Source organism: Oxynema mangrovii CENA135, assembly GCF_016632315.1.
Taxonomy (GTDB): Bacteria; Cyanobacteriota; Cyanobacteriia; order Cyanobacteriales; family Laspinemataceae; genus Oxynema; species Oxynema aestuarii.
Map to the genome: position 1 here is coordinate 551,537 of NZ_JAEOXH010000002.1, position 15,997 is coordinate 567,533.

Sequence of the window (15,997 nt, forward strand, 5' to 3'; positions counted from 1 at the left end):
AATTCAAGTATTTTTACCTTTTCTATTTTTGTCAATCGATCCGGCGACGGCGATTGAATTGACATTTTTTGAAACCTCGGCGATCGGTAACTTATAAAAAGGCTAAAAACATCATACCATGTTTTATAACATATAGGATAATAACAAAAAAATATTGTAAATTACCTCAATTCAGCTATGCTTTTAAAGCCATAGAAACCGATGAATAAAAAAAAGACGCTCCTGCATTTTGGACGTCCTTGGGAAATGTTAGCAATCGCGCCCTGCGTTGCCGTAATTTTAATTTTATTGCGGCTTACAGGTGCATTTCAACTGCTAGAATGGGCGGCGATCGATTGGTTTTTTCGTCTGCGTCCCCTCGAACCCCCCGACGATCGCATTGTTATCGTTGCTATTACCGAATCCGATATTCAAACTGCCGGACAGTGGCCCATCCCAGATCGGACGATCGCTCAATTACTCGATCGCCTCAAACAACAACAACCAAAAGCAATCGGCTTCGATATTTATCGAGATTTATCTGTTGGCGAAGGTCATCAAGAGTTAATTGAAATTTTTAAAAACACACCCAATTTAATTGGCGTCCAATTAGTCGGCAGCGATGAAAACGGGATTGAAGTGAATCCGCCCCGCATATTGCGCGATCGCGATCGAGTTGCAGCCAGCAATCTTATTTTAGATAATGATGGAAAAGTCCGTCGGGGTTTGCTGTTCGCCGAAACTCAAAATGGCGATATTCTACCCAGTATCGCTCTAAATTTAGCCTTAATCTATTTAGAAGATCGGGGAATAGAACCGAAAAATGCAACGGATAACCCCGACTATTTGCAACTCAATCAAGCAGTGTTCGAGCGCTGGCGATCTAATGATGGCAGTTATATCAAATCGGACGATCGCGGCTATCAAATTTTTCTCAATTATAGAAAGCCCAAAAAGCCATTTCTAAAAGTTTCGATGACCGATGTTTTAACCAATCAGATTCCCGATAACTTTGCCCGCGATCGCATTGTTTTAATTGGGTCTACAGCCCTCAGCATACAAGATTATTTTATTACTCCTTATGATAGTACCTTACTCGGCCTTCCTAGCCGCACTTCTGGGGTAGAAATTCACGCCAATCTCACCAGCCAAATTCTCAGTGCAGCCCTCGACGATCGCCCTTTAATCAAAAGCTGGACTGAGGAAATAGAGAATTTGTGGATCTTCTTCTGGGCGGCGATCGGTTTTAGCTTGGCGAGTTGGCAGAATTACCTTCCCGGTAAAAAATTTTATTATTCAATTTTTCAGACAACAGTCACCCTTTTTCTATCTGTAACTTTTCTCGTCGGTATTTCATTTTTCATGTTTTTACAAGGCTGGTGGATTCCCCTCGTTCCCGCTCTTTCCAGCTTAATAATATCCGCGATCGCCGCGATCGGTTATATCGCCACAGTAGAGAGCAAAGATCGGGAAATCATCATGAATCTTTTCGAGCGTAATGTCACCGATAAAGTGGCCGAAAATATCTGGGAAAATCGCTATCAAATTTTAGAAGACGGCCAAATCCACGGTCAAGAAATCACCGCAACTGTTCTGTTTACCGATCTCAAAAACTTCAGTAGTATTGCTGAAGGAATGGAACCGAGGGAATTAATGTCTTGGCTCAACGACTATATGAAAGTCATGGCTCAAGTCGTCCTAGAATATAACGGCATTATTGACAAATTTATTGGCGATTCAATTATGGCTGTTTTTGGGATTCCCATTCCCTCAAAAACTGCCGAGGGAATTGCGAGAGATGCCCGTCAAGCCGTGCGTTGTGCTTTGGCTATGGAAAAAGCCCTTCAATCCCTTAACGAACAATGGGAAAGCCAGGGAAAACCATCGGTTTTAATGAGAGTTGGAATTACCACGGGAACGGTGGTAGTTGGCAGTTTGGGGTCGGATCGAAGACAGGACTATACGGTTATTGGGGATACGGTTAATATCGCTTCACGTTTAGAAAGTTTTGATAAATCAATTGAGGGGGGAATTTGTCGAATTTTGATTTCCGAACATACTCAAAAATTATTGTACGATCGCTTTAAAACCCAATTTATCGGTAAAGTATTTCTCAAAGGTCGTAAAGAACCCATGCAGGTTTATCGGGTATTAAGCGAATTTCACTCTCGTCATAAAAATTAACATTTTTAGGGTCAATTCAGATGACGATCGCCTGACTGATATGTTATGTCTCGGGAAGAATTAAACTTGACAATCGTGCAAGATCGTGAAAGTCTTTCAACCCTCCGTCTGTTTCTTCGTGGTTTGGCTGACCTTCGATGTCACTGTCACGCTTTCGATCCCTCCTCCGGGTTTGAGTGCGAGTTCGCACAATGAACGATCGACGATTAACCTTCCGCGTCATGAATTAGCAAAATACAAACCGCCAACACAAGGGTTTGGGGGACCGCCGCCCCCTGTTGGCGGTGCAACTCGTGGAGGACAGTGCGAAGGAGATGCAGCTCCAAACGACCTCACATTAACGGGATTGACTCCCAATTTAGGTTCCGAAGACAGTGTAAATTTAAGCTATACTCTGTCTACATCTCCGGAATTTTTGATTTACCTGCCGCAAACCAGCGCCCGACAAGTCGAGTTTGTCTTAAAAGATGAAGATGAATTCGACCTTTATCGAAGGATTTTTGAAATCTCCGGAGAATCGGGAATTGCGATCGTTCGTTTGCCCGAAATTCCGGAAATTGTTGTGAATAAAAACTATCACTGGTATTTTTCCCTAATTTGCAATCCTAATAATTTGAGAAAAAATGTTGAAATTGATGGATGGGTTCAAAGACTTGACCTCGATCCGACGTTAGAAAATCAGTTAAAGCGAGCCGACTCGATCGCCCGTTCTAACTTATATGCAGAAGCTGGAATTTGGCACGAGGCGATCGCAACTCTAGCGCGGCTTTATCTTGAAAATCCCGATAATCCCGCCGTCATTGCAGAGTGGAAATTTTTACTCGAATCCGCAGGGTTGGAGAAGTTTACGGAAGTGCCGATGAATTTAATCGAACTCGAAGAAACTCCCGAATCTTAGACGGAATTACCGAAATAATTCTCTAATTCTTGGCAATTGTAGCAGCCGACTCTCGCCTCAAAAATAAATATTTTTTGAACGATCGAATAACTCTTAAAAAACATTTTTTTACTGAGGGGTATCGAAAACATGGAACGGCAACACCCCGATCGAAACTCAAACCCTATTTTGAATCAAAATAAAGTTAATGTATTTCCAAAACATCGCTTAAAAAATTACCTTTTACCCCTCTTATTCACGAGCTTCATTTACCCAGCCCAAGCCCAAATTGTCCCCGATCGCACCCTGCCCGTTAATTCGAGCGTCACTCGCCAAGGAAATCGTTATCAAATTGAAGGGGGAACCCCAGCAGAAACGAATTTATTCCACAGTTTTGAAGAATTCTCACTTCCGACGAACGGCGAAGCATTTTTCAATAACGCACTGGAGATCGAGAATATCTTCACTCGGGTGACGGGAGGATCCCTCTCTGACATCGACGGCTTGATTCGAGCCAATGGGGTCGCGAATTTATTCCTGCTCAATCCCAACGGCATCGTCTTCGGACCCAACGCCCAACTCGACCTCGGCGGTTCCTTCCTCGCCTCCAGTGCCAATCGGATCGACTTCGCCGATGGAACCTCTTTTAGTACCCTAGCCAGCGAAACCCCGCCTATACTGACGATTAGCGTCCCGGTGGGTTTGCAAATGGGGTCTAATCCGGGTTCAATTGTCGTCAACGGGCCGGGTAACGATCTGAGTCGAGATAGCGAAACTAATGGGATCGTGAGAGACAACCGATCGCCAGGCTTGCAGGTTAACGATCGCACGATCGCCCTTCTGGGTGGGGCGATCGAACTGAGTGGCGGCAATATCACCAGCAACGGCGGCAGCATCGAACTCGGCAGCGTCGGCGATCGCAGTCGAGTGACGCTAAGTAAGATCGAGGAAAATTGGGCGTTTGACTATTCAGAAATTGCCGATTTTCGGGAAATTCAACTCAAAGCTGCCGCCTCTTTAGATAGCAGTGGCGAAGGTGCAGGGGCCATCCACCTCCAGGGTCGCACTGTATCGTTAAGCGAAGGGTCCGCCATTTTGGGACTCACTCTGGGAAATCGAGCCGGGGGGGATTTGCTCGTCCGAAGCTCTGAATCCCTACAATTAAGCGGCTTTAATAACTTCGGCTTTCCCAGCGTGTTAGTCACTCTGGTCGAGCCACAAGCCAGTGCAAACGGAGGCGATCTCACCGTAGAAACCCGTCAGTTAACCCTCGCCGACGGAACGGCGATCGCCGCTTCGACCTTGGGACGGGGCAATGGGGGGAACCTGACCGTTTTTGCCTCACAATCCGTTGAATTGAAAGGATTAGATCCCTCTGGATTGGGAAGTTTTTTAGAAACCTCAGTCGCCCCACAAGCTACGGGTCACGCCGGGGATCTGACGATCGCCACCACCGAGTTAACCCTCTCTGACGGAGCGATCGTTTTCTCCTCCACATCCGGTCAAGGCAACGGGGGAAATCTGAGCGTTCTCGTCTCGGAATCAGTCGAATTAAAGGGATTAGATGATTTTGGATTCAGCAGCAGCTTACGCACCAATACAACGTCCTCAACCCTCGGTCATGCAGGCGATCTCGCGATCGAAACCACCGAGTTAATCCTCGCTGACGGAGCCATGATTTCCGCCGCGACATCGGGTAACGGCGATGGCGGCAATCTCTCGATTGTGGCGTCGGAATCCGTTGAATTAAGGGGGTTGGATGGGTCTGGATTTGGCAGCAGTGTGTTGAGTTCAGTTACTTCCGAGGCGAGTGCCAATGCAGGCAACATCACTGTAGAAACCCGTCACTTGAGTCTTGCGGACGGAGCCGGGATTTCGACCTCAACCTTGAGTCGGGGTCAAGGGGGGGACTTGACGGCGATCGCCTCCGACTCTGTAATCTTATCGGGCTTCAACGGTTCTGGACAACCCAGCTTTTTAAGCACTGATGTCGGTTCCGAAGCCACCGGGGACGCAGGGGACCTCGCGATCGAAACCGCTCGCTTGAGCCTCTTTGATGGCGCGAGAATTTCCTCTTCTACCTTCGGTCGGGGCAATGGGGGTACACTGACGGCGATCGCCTCGGACTCTATAGAATTGAGCGGCTTAGATACATCGGGAAAGGGCAGCATTTTGAGGACGTCCGTCGGTCTCAACGCCACGGGGGACGCAGGGGACCTCGCGATCGAAACCGCTCGTTTGAGCCTCTCTGATGGAGCGGCGATCTCCACCTCGACATTGGGTGAAGGCAATGGCGGCAATGTCACCATTCTCGCCTCGGAATCGGCAATTTTGAAGGGTTTCAATCGATCTGGACTGGCCACCTCGATCCTCACCCTCGTCGGTCCGGACGTCAGTGGGAATGCAGGCAGTGTCACCTTAGAAACGCAGCGATTGAGCCTCTTCGATGGAGCGGGGATCTCCACCTCGACATTAGGTCGCGGAAATGGGGGAAATCTGACGATTCTCGCGTCGGAATTCGTCAGCTTGAATGGGTTCAATGCCTCTGGAGTCAGTAGCGCTTTAGCGACGGATGTCGGACCCGATGCCACTGGGAATGCAGGCAACCTGACCGTGCAGACTGGAAAATTGACCCTTGCGGATGGAGCCCTTATTTCCGCCGCAACCCTGGGCCGGGGCAATGGCGGCAACCTAACACTGATGGCGTCGGAATCGATCGCCTTGAATGATTCCAGTGGCTCTGGGGTTGGCAGCGTTGTCGTCACTCTGGTTGGTTCTCAAGGCAGTGGAACGGCGGGCAATCTCACCGTAAAAACGGGGGAACTGACCCTCGCCGATCGATCGGAAATCGCGGCTGCGATGCTGGGTGAGGGCAGTGGGGGGAACGTCATCCTGGAAGCTGACCGATTGGCGCTCTCCGACGGATCGGCGATCTCGTCTGCAAGCTTTGGTCGGGGAAATGCGGGCAATTTGACGATCGCCTCCGACGAACTCACCCTACAAGATGGCTCTTTCGTGAATGTGAGTGCAGTAGGTAACTTCTCCCCCGGCAGTCTCCGGGTGAGCGCCGACCGAGTTCGACTCGACAACCAATCGAATCTGATCGCCGAAACCGAAGCTGGCAGCCAAGGCAATATCGAGATTTCCGCCAATTCCACGATCCTCACCCGCAATAGCAATATCGCCACGAACGCGATCGCCGAGGCGACGGGCGGCAATATTAAGATCGATACGGGGACCTTGGCGGCGGTAGGAGATAGTGATATCAGTGCCAATTCCGCCCAAGCTCAAGGGGGCAATGTCACTCTCAACGTCCGAGGCATCTTCGGTACGGCGTTTCGTCCCCAAAACACTGCCGCCAGCGACATTACCGCGACGGGGGCCAATTCCAGCTTGAGTGGGACGGTCACGATTAATACCCCCGACATCGACCCGACCTCGGGATTAGTCGAGTTACCGGATAATTTTGTCGATGCCAGCAACCAAATTGATTCGAGTTGCCGTCCGGGTCAGCAACAAAGTGAGTTCGTCGTCACCGGGCGAGGCGGGTTGCCGCCGAATCCGATCGAGGCGATCGCCGACGAAGCCACTTGGATCGATTTGCGACCGACCGCCCGCGAACCGCAAGACCGGGGACAACTCGGCGATCGCCCTCTGGCGGCGTCTACTGAGCGATCGCCATCGGTGGAGGCGCAAGGATGGACTGTCAAGGCGAACGGACAAGTCGAACTCGTCGCCGAATCCCCCGAAAAGACATCACCCCATCCCTCGACCCCGCAACGGCGATGTCTTGAGATGCGGTAAGTAATATACACTAGTTGATTTCGTTCCAGGCCAGAAAAGAATATAAGTGCGACTCGCAGCTCGAAACGATTTGGGGAGGGGGTCATCATGGATCGATTGAATCGGGGAAAAAAAACGATCGCCCGTCTGCAGCGATGTTTAGGTCGCTCCAAATGGGTCGGACAATTCTGTTTGGGAATGGCGATCGTAGCGACCGTTACGAGTATTAATATCGATCGCATCGATCGCCATTCGATCGCCTATTTCGATCCGATTGGGGGCGATCTTCAGTTATTTTCTGGGAGAATCAACGCCCAAACGGCACCGGATGCGCTCCAATCGTTGCAACAGGGTCGCGAATTGTTTCAAGCTCAACAGTTCTCTGAAGCTAAACGCCAATGGGAACGCGCGGCGAGTCAATTGCAAGGCGAAACCGATCGCCTCGATCGCGCTTTAGTCTTCAATTATTTATCCCTCGTCTATCAGAAATTAGGACAGTGGTCCGCAGCCAGAACCACGATCGCCACGGCTTTAAGTTTACTCGAATCGGGCGATCTTACTGACGAAAGTTCTCCGGAAGTCTTATCCATTCTTGCCCAAATTTTTAATACGAAAGGACATTTAGAACAACAGACAGGTCATTGGCAAGCTGCCTTAGAAAATTGGGAAACCGCCCACCAACTTTATACCCAACTCGGCGACAATGAAGGGGCGATCGGGACGCAACTCAACCAAGCTCAAGCCTTACAATCTCTCGGACTCTATCGCCGTTCCCGTCAAGTTTTAGAAGCCTCGACTATTTCCCTGAAAAATCAACCCGATTCTGCCCTCAAAGTGACGGGATTGCAAAGTTTGGCGAATGCTTTGCGGGCGATGGGCGAGTTGGAACGTTCCCGCGAATTATTATCTCAAAGTTTGGACATTGCGCGAGGTTTAAATTTAACGGAGGCGATCGCGGCAACTCAGCTTAGCCTCGGCAATACGGCGCGGGCGATCGCGCAAAATGCGATCGCCTTGCAAGAACGAGAACGGGCAAAACAGGAATTTGAAATCGCCCTCGATGCTTATCGAAAAGCCGCAGAAATTGCCCGATCGCCCGCCCTCCAATCGCGATCGCAGCTCAACCAACTCAGTTTATTCATCGATACGCAACAACTCGAATATACGGCAGAGTTACTGCCTGAAATCGAGGGTTCTCTCGACCGTCTCGCGTTCAGTCGTTATGCGATCGAAGCTCGTATTAATTTTGCCGAAAGTTTGATGAAACTTTATGCGTTAAAAGATGAAACAAGAGGAGGCAATCGCCGATCGCTCGTCGGTCGCACGGCGGAGTTATTAGCTACGGCGATCGATACCTCTAGAACTTTGGAAGATCCTCAAGCTGAATCTTATGCTTTGGGAAGTCTGGGAAAACTTTATGAATTAACCGGAAATTTTGAAGACGCCCAACAGCTTACCGAAGGCGCGTTAGGACTCGCTCAAAAGATGAATGCGGGGGAAATCGCCTACCGTTGGCAATGGCAACTCGGTCGTATTTTAGCCAAAAAAGGAAATCGAAATGAGGCGATCGCCGCCTATCGAGGGGCGGTGAGTACGTTGCAATCTTTACGAAAAGATTTAGTGGCGATCGATGCCAATTCTTCTAGCGTTCAGTTTTCTTTTCGTGAAACGGTCGAACCTGTTTATCGTGAATTTGTCGATCTGTTGACCCAGCCTACTGTACGACCGACTGAAGAAAATTTAAGGGAAGCACGACAGGCGATCGAATCTCTCCAATTAGCCGAACTCGATAACTTTTTTCAGGAAGCTTGTTTGGATGCCAAACCTATTCAAATCGATCGCATCGACCCTCATGCGGCGGCAATTTATCCGATTATTTTACCCGATCGCCTGACGGTGATTGTGGCATTACCGGACTCGTCGTTACAGCTTTACCACACCCTCGAATCCGAAACGACGATTCGCCAAGTTCTCGATGAGTTACAACAAAATATCGGGCGAAGATCGGGGAACAATCAGTTGGTTTTAGAGTTATCCCGACAAGTTTATGACTGGTTAATTCGCCCCATTGAAGTTCAATTAGAACAGAGTCAAATTGAAACTGTTGTTTTCGTCCTTGACGGACTGTTACGCAACGTTCCCATGGCCGCTCTGAACGACGGACGGCAGTATTTTATTGAAAAGTATGCAGTGGCGATCGCCCCGGGATTGCAACTGCTTCCTTCTCAGGGGTCTGAAGATCTCGAATTTCAAGTATTGAGTGCGGGAATGTCCGAAGCCCGTCAAGGGTTTCCCGAGCTTCCCAATGTTAAAGAGGAATTGGAACGTATTCAGGTACAATTATCGAGTCAGTTGCTTTTCAATCAAGCATTTACCAGCGATAATTTACAGCAGGCGATCGCGCAATTTCCCTTTCCGGTCGTCCATATTGCCACTCACGGTCAATTTAGTTCTCAAGCCGATCGCACTTTTATTTTAAGTTGGGATCGAAAAATCAAAGTAAAGGAATTAGATCGTCTTTTACGCGATCGTCAATGGGATGTTTCCAATCCCATTGAACTGCTCGTTTTCAGCGCTTGCGAAACCGCAGATGGAGACGAACGCGCGGCGTTAGGGTTGGCGGGAGTTGCACTCAGAGCGGGCGCTCGCAGCACTCTGGGGACGTTGTGGCGGGTCAGCGATCGCTCGACGTCAATATTAATGGTTCGTTTTTATCAGGAATTAACCGAAAATGTAGGGATATCGAAGGCGGAAGCGTTGAGGCGCGCTCAATTAAGTTTATTGAACGATCGCCGCTTCAAACTGCCTTATTTTTGGGCACCTTATCTTTTAGTCGGCAATTGGCGCTAATGGGTATGGGAATGCAGGGACAAGATTGTTGGTGTCCCTACGAGTCCCCACTATTCTATTGCGCGATCGCCTCAAGCCGATTTGCCATTGCGACTCGATGGCGGCAAGGTCAACGGGGGTTTATGACCGTTGTACTGACCGTTGCGTTCGGCGGGCATGTCTTCGAGTAACAGTTCCCGAATCAAACGGGCGACCACTCGTTCCGCCAAGCCATTGACGATTTGACGGCCCATTTCCTGAGTTTCTCGCTTCATGAGCAAGGGGGGTAAGGCTTGCAGCAGTTTGGTGGGGTCGAAACCGCGCGTTTCTTGCAAGATTTCCCAAATTCGTTTGATATGTTCGATTTTTTGGGTATCGGCGGCGCTAGCTGGGGTCGGTTGGTGCATTTTCAGCCCGAACCACTCGCTCAACACCGCACTGGCGTTACCGACGGCGTCGCGGGAGAGGGTATCGATACTTTTGACCAATTCTTCGACGATCCGTTCGCGAATGAATTCGCCGCGTTCGGAAAAGAGAAATTCTAAGGCTTGATTTAAGGCTTGGGAGAGGTCGTAATCGTCGCTGCTGCGGGCGTTTCGCAACAAGTTTTCGAGGCGGTTCCAGCGAAAGTCACCGTCTTTGAAGAGTAAGTCGCGCAAGGAAGCGCGCAATTGCGGGGAGGAGTCGGTCAGCAGGCGTTTGGCGATGTAGGGATAGGCTTTGCTGAGGACTTTAAAGTTAGGATCGACGTTGATGGCGATGCCTTCGAGGGTGACGAGCGATCGAATGATCAAGGCATAGTAGGCGGGGACTCGGAAGGGGTATTCGTACATGACTTCCGAGAGTTGGTCGGTGATGCTTTTGAAATTGAGTTCGGCGACGCTGGCTCCCAAGGCGTTGTTAAAGACCCCGGCGAGGGCGGGAATGATGGGGGTGAGGTCGGTATCTTCGGTGAGAAATTCGAGTTTGACGTAATCGCGAGCTAATCCTTCAAAGTCGCGATTGACGAGGTGAACGACGGCTTCGATCAAGCCGTAGCGTTGGTAGGGTTTGACTTGGCTCATCATGCCGAAGTCGAGATAGGCGAGTTTGCCGTCGTTGGTGGCGAGGAGGTTGCCGGGGTGGGGGTCGGCGTGGAAAAAGCCGTGTTCGAGGAGTTGGCGTAAGGAGCATTGGACGCCGACTTCGATGAGGTATTTGGCGTCGATGCCTTTAGCTTTGAGGGCTTCGAGTTGGGTGAGTTTGGTGCCGTTGACCCATTCCATCGTCAGGACGCGCCGTGCGGTGTAGTCCCAGTAGATTTTGGGGACGTAGATATCGCGCAGGTGGCCGTAGAGGTCGCCAAAGCGTTCGGCGTTGTGGCCCTCTTTGGTGTAGTCCATTTCTTCGTAGATGCGCGCGGCGAATTCGTCGGCGATCGCGACTAAATCGCTGCGAATCTGCTTGATGTTGTTCTGGGCCCAAAGAGCGAGTTCGCGCAGGATGTAGATGTCGAGGGCGACGCTTTCGGCGAGGCCGGGACGCTGGACTTTGACGGCGACGGTTTCCCCGGTTTTCAGTTTGCCTTTATACACTTGGCCGAGGGAGGCGGCGGCGACGGGGTCGGGGGTGAGTTCGGCGTAGATGCGATCGGGGCGATCGCCGAGTTCTTCTTCGATAAATTGGTAGGCGACTTCGTTGGGGAAGGGCGGCAGTTGGTCTTGAAGTTTGGCGAGTTCTTCGAGATACAACGGCGGTACGAGGTCGGGACGGGTGGAGAGGGCTTGTCCGACTTTGATAAACGCCGGGCCGAGTTGGGTGAGCATTTCGCGCAGTTCTTCGGCTCGTTGCAACTCGTGTTGCTTGAGGGTACCGCGTCGGCGATCGAACCAGAGTTTGAATGCCAATTTGAGCATCGGCCAGAGGATGGCAAAGCGACGCCGCCAAACTAGCCAAACGCGCGGTCGGTAGTAGTTGGTGATCGCAACGGCATCGTAGTCTCGACTCTCGGTGACGAGTTCTTCGTCCGGGGCGGCAGCCGATTTGAGGGGGGTGCTCCGGGCGGGGTCGGCTTCGCCTTCGACGGCGACACTAGAGACGGGGATGCTCTGGGAGGAGGCGGTTTTGGCCTCGTCTGGTCGGGAGAGGGGGTTGGATTCTACGGGGTTGGCAGAACGAGATACGGTCTTGGCATTCATAGATGGAGGATCGTCTAGAAACGAGCGCTTAATAGATTGTAACAATTGATTTCTGAAGACTTTCCCAAAGCTCTCTCAAGACTCGTGACCGCTTGTGGTGAAGCTCAAGGGGGTGAGTTCGCGCGATCGCCCCTCGCGAAGGCTCGATCGATACTCGACATCCGTTGAGAATTGTTGAGAATTAGAACATTGGCGATCGCGATCGCCTCGCACTCTCCAACCCCAATTTTCGGTCAAAAGCGGTAGCCCGATCGCCCGACCCCCGGCAGTGAGGAGAAGGAGCGCGACGACGAAGCCGGACGGTCGCGATCGCTACCCCAAGCTCCTCTAATTTTCGACCAAGGTCCAGGCTCCATCCCACGGCTCCTTGGGGGGTTCGCGCAGCAAACGCTGACAGCGTTTCAAATGAAACGCGGCGGCTTTATCGTTGCTGTCAATTTCTAAAACCGTGGCAAATTCCCCCATGGCGATCGCGAATTTCCGATTGAGATATAACTCGCGTCCCTTATCGTAATGCTCGATCAACTGCTTGCGATCGTCGGGAATCGGTTCCGAATTCAGTCCCAAAAACTGATAGATCGCAATCGGATTGTGGTTATCTCGGATGCGAATCGTGTCGAGTTCTCTCGCCCAGATGCGATCGGCACAATAATGATACGTATTCTCCCCGAGGACAATATCGCAGCCGTACTGCCGACTGACCCCTTCGAGACGGAAACCCAGATTCACCCCTTCCCCGATCGCGCTGAACTCCAACGGTCTTTTCGAGGCAATCTGAGCGCCGATCGCCGTATCCGAATTGATCCCCATACCGATTTCGATCGCGGGCTTGTTCGCCCCCCGGCGTCGTCGGTTCACCTCTTCGAGTTTTTGACGCATTTCGATGGCCGTCTGTAACGCCAGCCAAGCATGATTTTCTAGGGGTTGGGGCGAACCGAAAACGGCAATCAAAGAATTGCCCACACAGGCAATTTCTATCTGGTTCTTACACCGTTCTTTGTACTTGTAAACCGCCTCCACCATCGACTCGAAATACTCATGGAGGAGGTCGGCCACCTCTTGACTTTCCAAATCTTTCGTCAAGCTGCCGTAACCGCTAATCTCCGAAAATAAAACGGAGACCTCGTGGCACATGCCTCGGGCAGATGTCTCAAACTGGCTCCCTACTTCCATATTCCATACACAACGTCAACCAACTCACTTATGACAAGGCTCCCCCGTCGGATCCGGGGAAGTGCATTTGTCCTCTCCTAACCCTAACACGCTCGGTTCGACCGCCGATCGACGATCCTCGAGCGCCGCGCGGCGATCGGGCCGAGGGTTCGAGCCAACCGCCAGACCCCAAGCCATCGCCTACTTCGAGGTTAAAGTTTCCACCCCATCCCAATCCTCCGGCGGCGGAGCTTCCAACAAGTTCTGACAGCGCTCCATGTGGATGTTGGCCGCTTTATTATTCGGATCGATTTCCATCACGCGACCGAACTCGATCAGCGCCTTGGCAAACTGCCGCCCCAAATAACATTCCCGTCCTTTTTGGTAATGCTCCAACAAGGCGAGCTTGTCATCCGGAATCGGATCCGATCGCAATCCGACCACCTCGTAAATATTCACGGGTTCGTTGCGCCCTTTCACCCGCACGCAGTCGAGTTCGCGAACCCAAATCAGATCCGCACAGGGCTTGTAGGTATCTTCGCTAATCACGATATCAGTACCGTACATTTTGCTGGTTCCTTCCAGACGCGAACCGAGGTTCACCCCGTCGCCAATCGAAGTCAGCTCCATGCGCTTACTCGATCCGATATTGCCACTGACCACCTCGTCCGAGTGAATCCCGATCCCGATTCTAATAATCTGTTTGCCCGCCGCCGAACGGCGCTTGTTAAATTCGATCAGCCGCTTGCGCATTTCCAACGACGTTTGCACCGCACACCAGGCATGATCTTTAAGGGGCAACGGCGAACCGAACACCGCCATGATCGCATCGCCGATGTACTTGTCGAGGGTTCCTTTGTACTTGAAAACCGCATCGACCATCGACTCGAAATATTCGTTGAGCATGATCACCACTTCTTCCGCTTCCATGCCTTCGGTGAGGGTGGTGTAGCTGCGAATATCCGAGAACAGCACCGAAACTTCTTTGCGCTTGCCGCCCAATCCCGTTTCTCCCGAGGCGAGCAACTGTTCCGCCACTTCCTGGGTCATGTAGCGGTACATCGTACTCTTGAGCCGTTTTTCGTCGCTGATGTCGTCCATGACCACCAAGGCCCCGTAAACGTTACTCGGGTCCGTGGCGTCGGCGATCGAATTGATGAACAAATGAACGCTGTGCTGCTCTTCGGAGGTTTCGGAAACTAAGGTTTGATCCGGATAATATTGCTGTCTGGCCTTTTCATTTTCACCTTTCAAGGCCGCGTCAAACCACTTGGCAAAATCCCCTTCTTTGACGTGAATGAGATCGCGCAACTGTTTCCCTTCGAGCTGGGTACTGTCGTCAATTTCCAACAGTTTCATCGCGCTTTCGTTGACCGCGATCACGTGACCGGATTTATCCGTCGAGATCACGCCATTGCTCAAACAGCGCAAGATATCCCGTTGCATTTGCTCTTGCTGTTTGACCGTTTGGAAGAGTTTGGCATTTTGTAGCGCCACTCCCGCTTGGGTATTGAACGCCTGCATGAACTCCTGGTCGGAGCGGTTGAAACTGGCTTTCCAACAATCGGGAGCTTTCGGCCATTCTGCCGGGTCGTAAGCGGGATGGTCCCCTTGTTTTTTCTTGTTAACCAGTTGGGTCACGCCGATCAAGTCGCCGTCGGCGTTGTACACGGGCATACAGAGCAAACTGCAGGTTCGATAACCGCTCGTTTGGTCTACTTTTCTCGACATTTCCGAGCCGGGATGGTCGTACAAGTCGAAGGGGATATTGAGCGGTTCTCCGGTTTTGGCGACAGTTCCGGCGTAGCCGACTCCCATCGGGATGCGAATTTCTTTGAGTTGGTCGCCGATCGGGATTTTAGTCCACAGGTCGTTTTTGTCGCGATCGATCAGCCACAAGGTGCTGCGGTCGGCGTTCATCAGTTGTTTGGCCTCGTCCATGACCTTTTTGAGGGTTTCTTCGAGGTCGAGGCTGCTTTTACTGAGGGATTGGGTCGCCGACATCAAGGCGGCGGCGGCGCGCTGCCGTTGGGTGGCTTTGTAGAAAGATCGCGACGATTCTAGAATTAAGCGAATCGAGGGGGCGAATTCTTCAAAAACCCGCTCGTCCTCGTCGGTAAAGCCTTTGGGATCGATGCGATCGAAGAGTTCGGCTTGGGGGTTGTATTCTTTTTTAAGTTTGTTGAGAAGTTGGACGACGGCCACTAAATCCCCTTTCTCGTTGAGCAGGGGCAAGCAGAGCATCGTGTAGGTGCGATATCCGGTTTTTTTATACTGCTCTTTAGCGGCGCCCGATCGCGGGTCGTCAAAGAAGTCGTAGGGGATATTGATTTCTTTTTTAAAGGTTGCGGCTTCTCCGGCGATGCCTTTATCGGCAGGAATGCGAATTTCTAACGAGCCTTCACCTTCGCCTTTGGCGACGATCGACCACAGTTCGTTTTTTTCTTCATCTAATAAAAAGATCGTCGTGCGATCGGCTCCCAAGAGTTCCCCGGTCTTCAGGGTAATCGAGTGGAGCATTTCGTCGAGAATGGCGTCGAACCCTTGAGAGTCGAGCAGGTTGTCGAGCATCGACAGGGTTTGATTGACGACTTCGAGTTTCTGCTCGACGTCGGTGACGACCTGTTTGAAGGTATCTTGGGTAAGCGGTGCCAGGAACTGGGAAAACGTTCCACTGGTTGCCGTTAGGGCGCTGCTGCTGTTGGCAGAAGCAGATGCACGTTGGTGAGCTGATGATGGATTCGCATTCGCATTCTTGCCTTCCACTTGGGGGGTGACATCGATGACGGCACCACCAGGGCTGTCCCAAGAATGCGGATTCGGAGATGCAGCTGTCATAGATCTATACTCTTTACTTCAGACCAGGGATGAGATTGCCTCCTCAGACGGGCGAGCGATCGCCTGGAGCAAGCCTTGCAGATTCGTGGCACGTCGCCGAGCAGATCGAAGACTACTCACCAGTGTACTCTGTCGAGAAGAATAGGACATCCGATGCACGATATTGCCCTACGTTTGG

Annotated in this window: 8 protein-coding genes; 4 read left to right on the forward strand and 4 right to left on the reverse strand. The window is 51.2% G+C overall.

The window, feature by feature from the left end; translation table 11 throughout:
* The first annotated feature begins 201 nt into the window (after window positions 1–201).
* From JJD41_RS16125 to JJD41_RS16140, 4 genes are all read left to right on the forward strand, one after another.
* Window positions 202–2,163 (forward strand): CHASE2 domain-containing protein, encoded by a 1,962-nt coding sequence (locus tag JJD41_RS16125; RefSeq protein WP_234488867.1) that lies wholly within the window; start codon window positions 202–204, stop codon window positions 2,161–2,163.
* Between the two features lie 85 nt (window positions 2,164–2,248).
* A complete protein-coding gene (locus tag JJD41_RS16130) occupies window positions 2,249–3,061 on the forward strand; it encodes a DUF928 domain-containing protein (protein WP_200668268.1) in 813 nt (270 codons plus the stop codon).
* Between the two features lie 129 nt (window positions 3,062–3,190).
* Entirely contained in the window at window positions 3,191–6,844 is a 3,654-nt protein-coding gene (locus JJD41_RS16135) for a two-partner secretion domain-containing protein (protein WP_200668270.1), read from the forward strand.
* Window positions 6,845–6,931: 87 nt separating this feature from the next.
* A complete protein-coding gene (locus JJD41_RS16140) occupies window positions 6,932–9,673 on the forward strand; it encodes a CHAT domain-containing protein (RefSeq protein ID WP_234488868.1) in 2,742 nt (913 codons plus the stop codon).
* 71 nt (window positions 9,674–9,744) lie between these two features.
* On the opposite strand, the gene JJD41_RS16145 is transcribed toward JJD41_RS16140, so the two are convergent.
* The 4 genes from JJD41_RS16145 to JJD41_RS16160 form a co-directional block, all read right to left on the reverse strand.
* Window positions 9,745–11,829: an ABC1 kinase family protein gene (locus tag JJD41_RS16145; RefSeq protein WP_200668272.1), complete on the reverse strand. Its 2,085-nt coding sequence runs from the start codon at window positions 11,827–11,829 to the stop codon at window positions 9,745–9,747.
* Window positions 11,830–11,904: 75 nt separating this feature from the next.
* Window positions 11,905–12,066, reverse strand: coding sequence for a hypothetical protein (locus JJD41_RS16150; protein WP_200668274.1), 162 nt, complete (start codon window positions 12,064–12,066; stop codon window positions 11,905–11,907).
* A gap of 90 nt (window positions 12,067–12,156) precedes the next feature.
* Entirely contained in the window at window positions 12,157–13,002 is an 846-nt protein-coding gene (locus JJD41_RS16155) for an adenylate/guanylate cyclase domain-containing protein (RefSeq protein WP_234488869.1), read from the reverse strand.
* Between the two features lie 180 nt (window positions 13,003–13,182).
* Complete coding sequence (locus JJD41_RS16160; RefSeq protein WP_200668285.1) at window positions 13,183–15,819, reverse strand: GAF domain-containing protein; 2,637 nt, start codon at window positions 15,817–15,819, stop codon at window positions 13,183–13,185.
* Window positions 15,820–15,997: the final 178 nt, after the last annotated feature.

What these genes read in the sequence shown, in the direction of transcription:
- JJD41_RS16135 (WP_200668270.1), top strand. Translation starts at nt 3,191, where the DNA reads ATGGAACGGCAACACCCCGATCGAAACTCAAACCCTATTTTGAATCAA.
- JJD41_RS16145 (WP_200668272.1), bottom strand. Translation starts at nt 11,829, where the DNA reads ATGAATGCCAAGACCGTATCTCGTTCTGCCAACCCCGTAGAATCCAAC.
- JJD41_RS16140 (WP_234488868.1), top strand. Translation starts at nt 6,932, where the DNA reads ATGGATCGATTGAATCGGGGAAAAAAAACGATCGCCCGTCTGCAGCGA.
- JJD41_RS16155 (WP_234488869.1), bottom strand. Translation starts at nt 13,002, where the DNA reads ATGGAAGTAGGGAGCCAGTTTGAGACATCTGCCCGAGGCATGTGCCAC.
- JJD41_RS16160 (WP_200668285.1), bottom strand. Translation starts at nt 15,819, where the DNA reads ATGACAGCTGCATCTCCGAATCCGCATTCTTGGGACAGCCCTGGTGGT.
- JJD41_RS16125 (WP_234488867.1), top strand. Translation starts at nt 202, where the DNA reads ATGAATAAAAAAAAGACGCTCCTGCATTTTGGACGTCCTTGGGAAATG.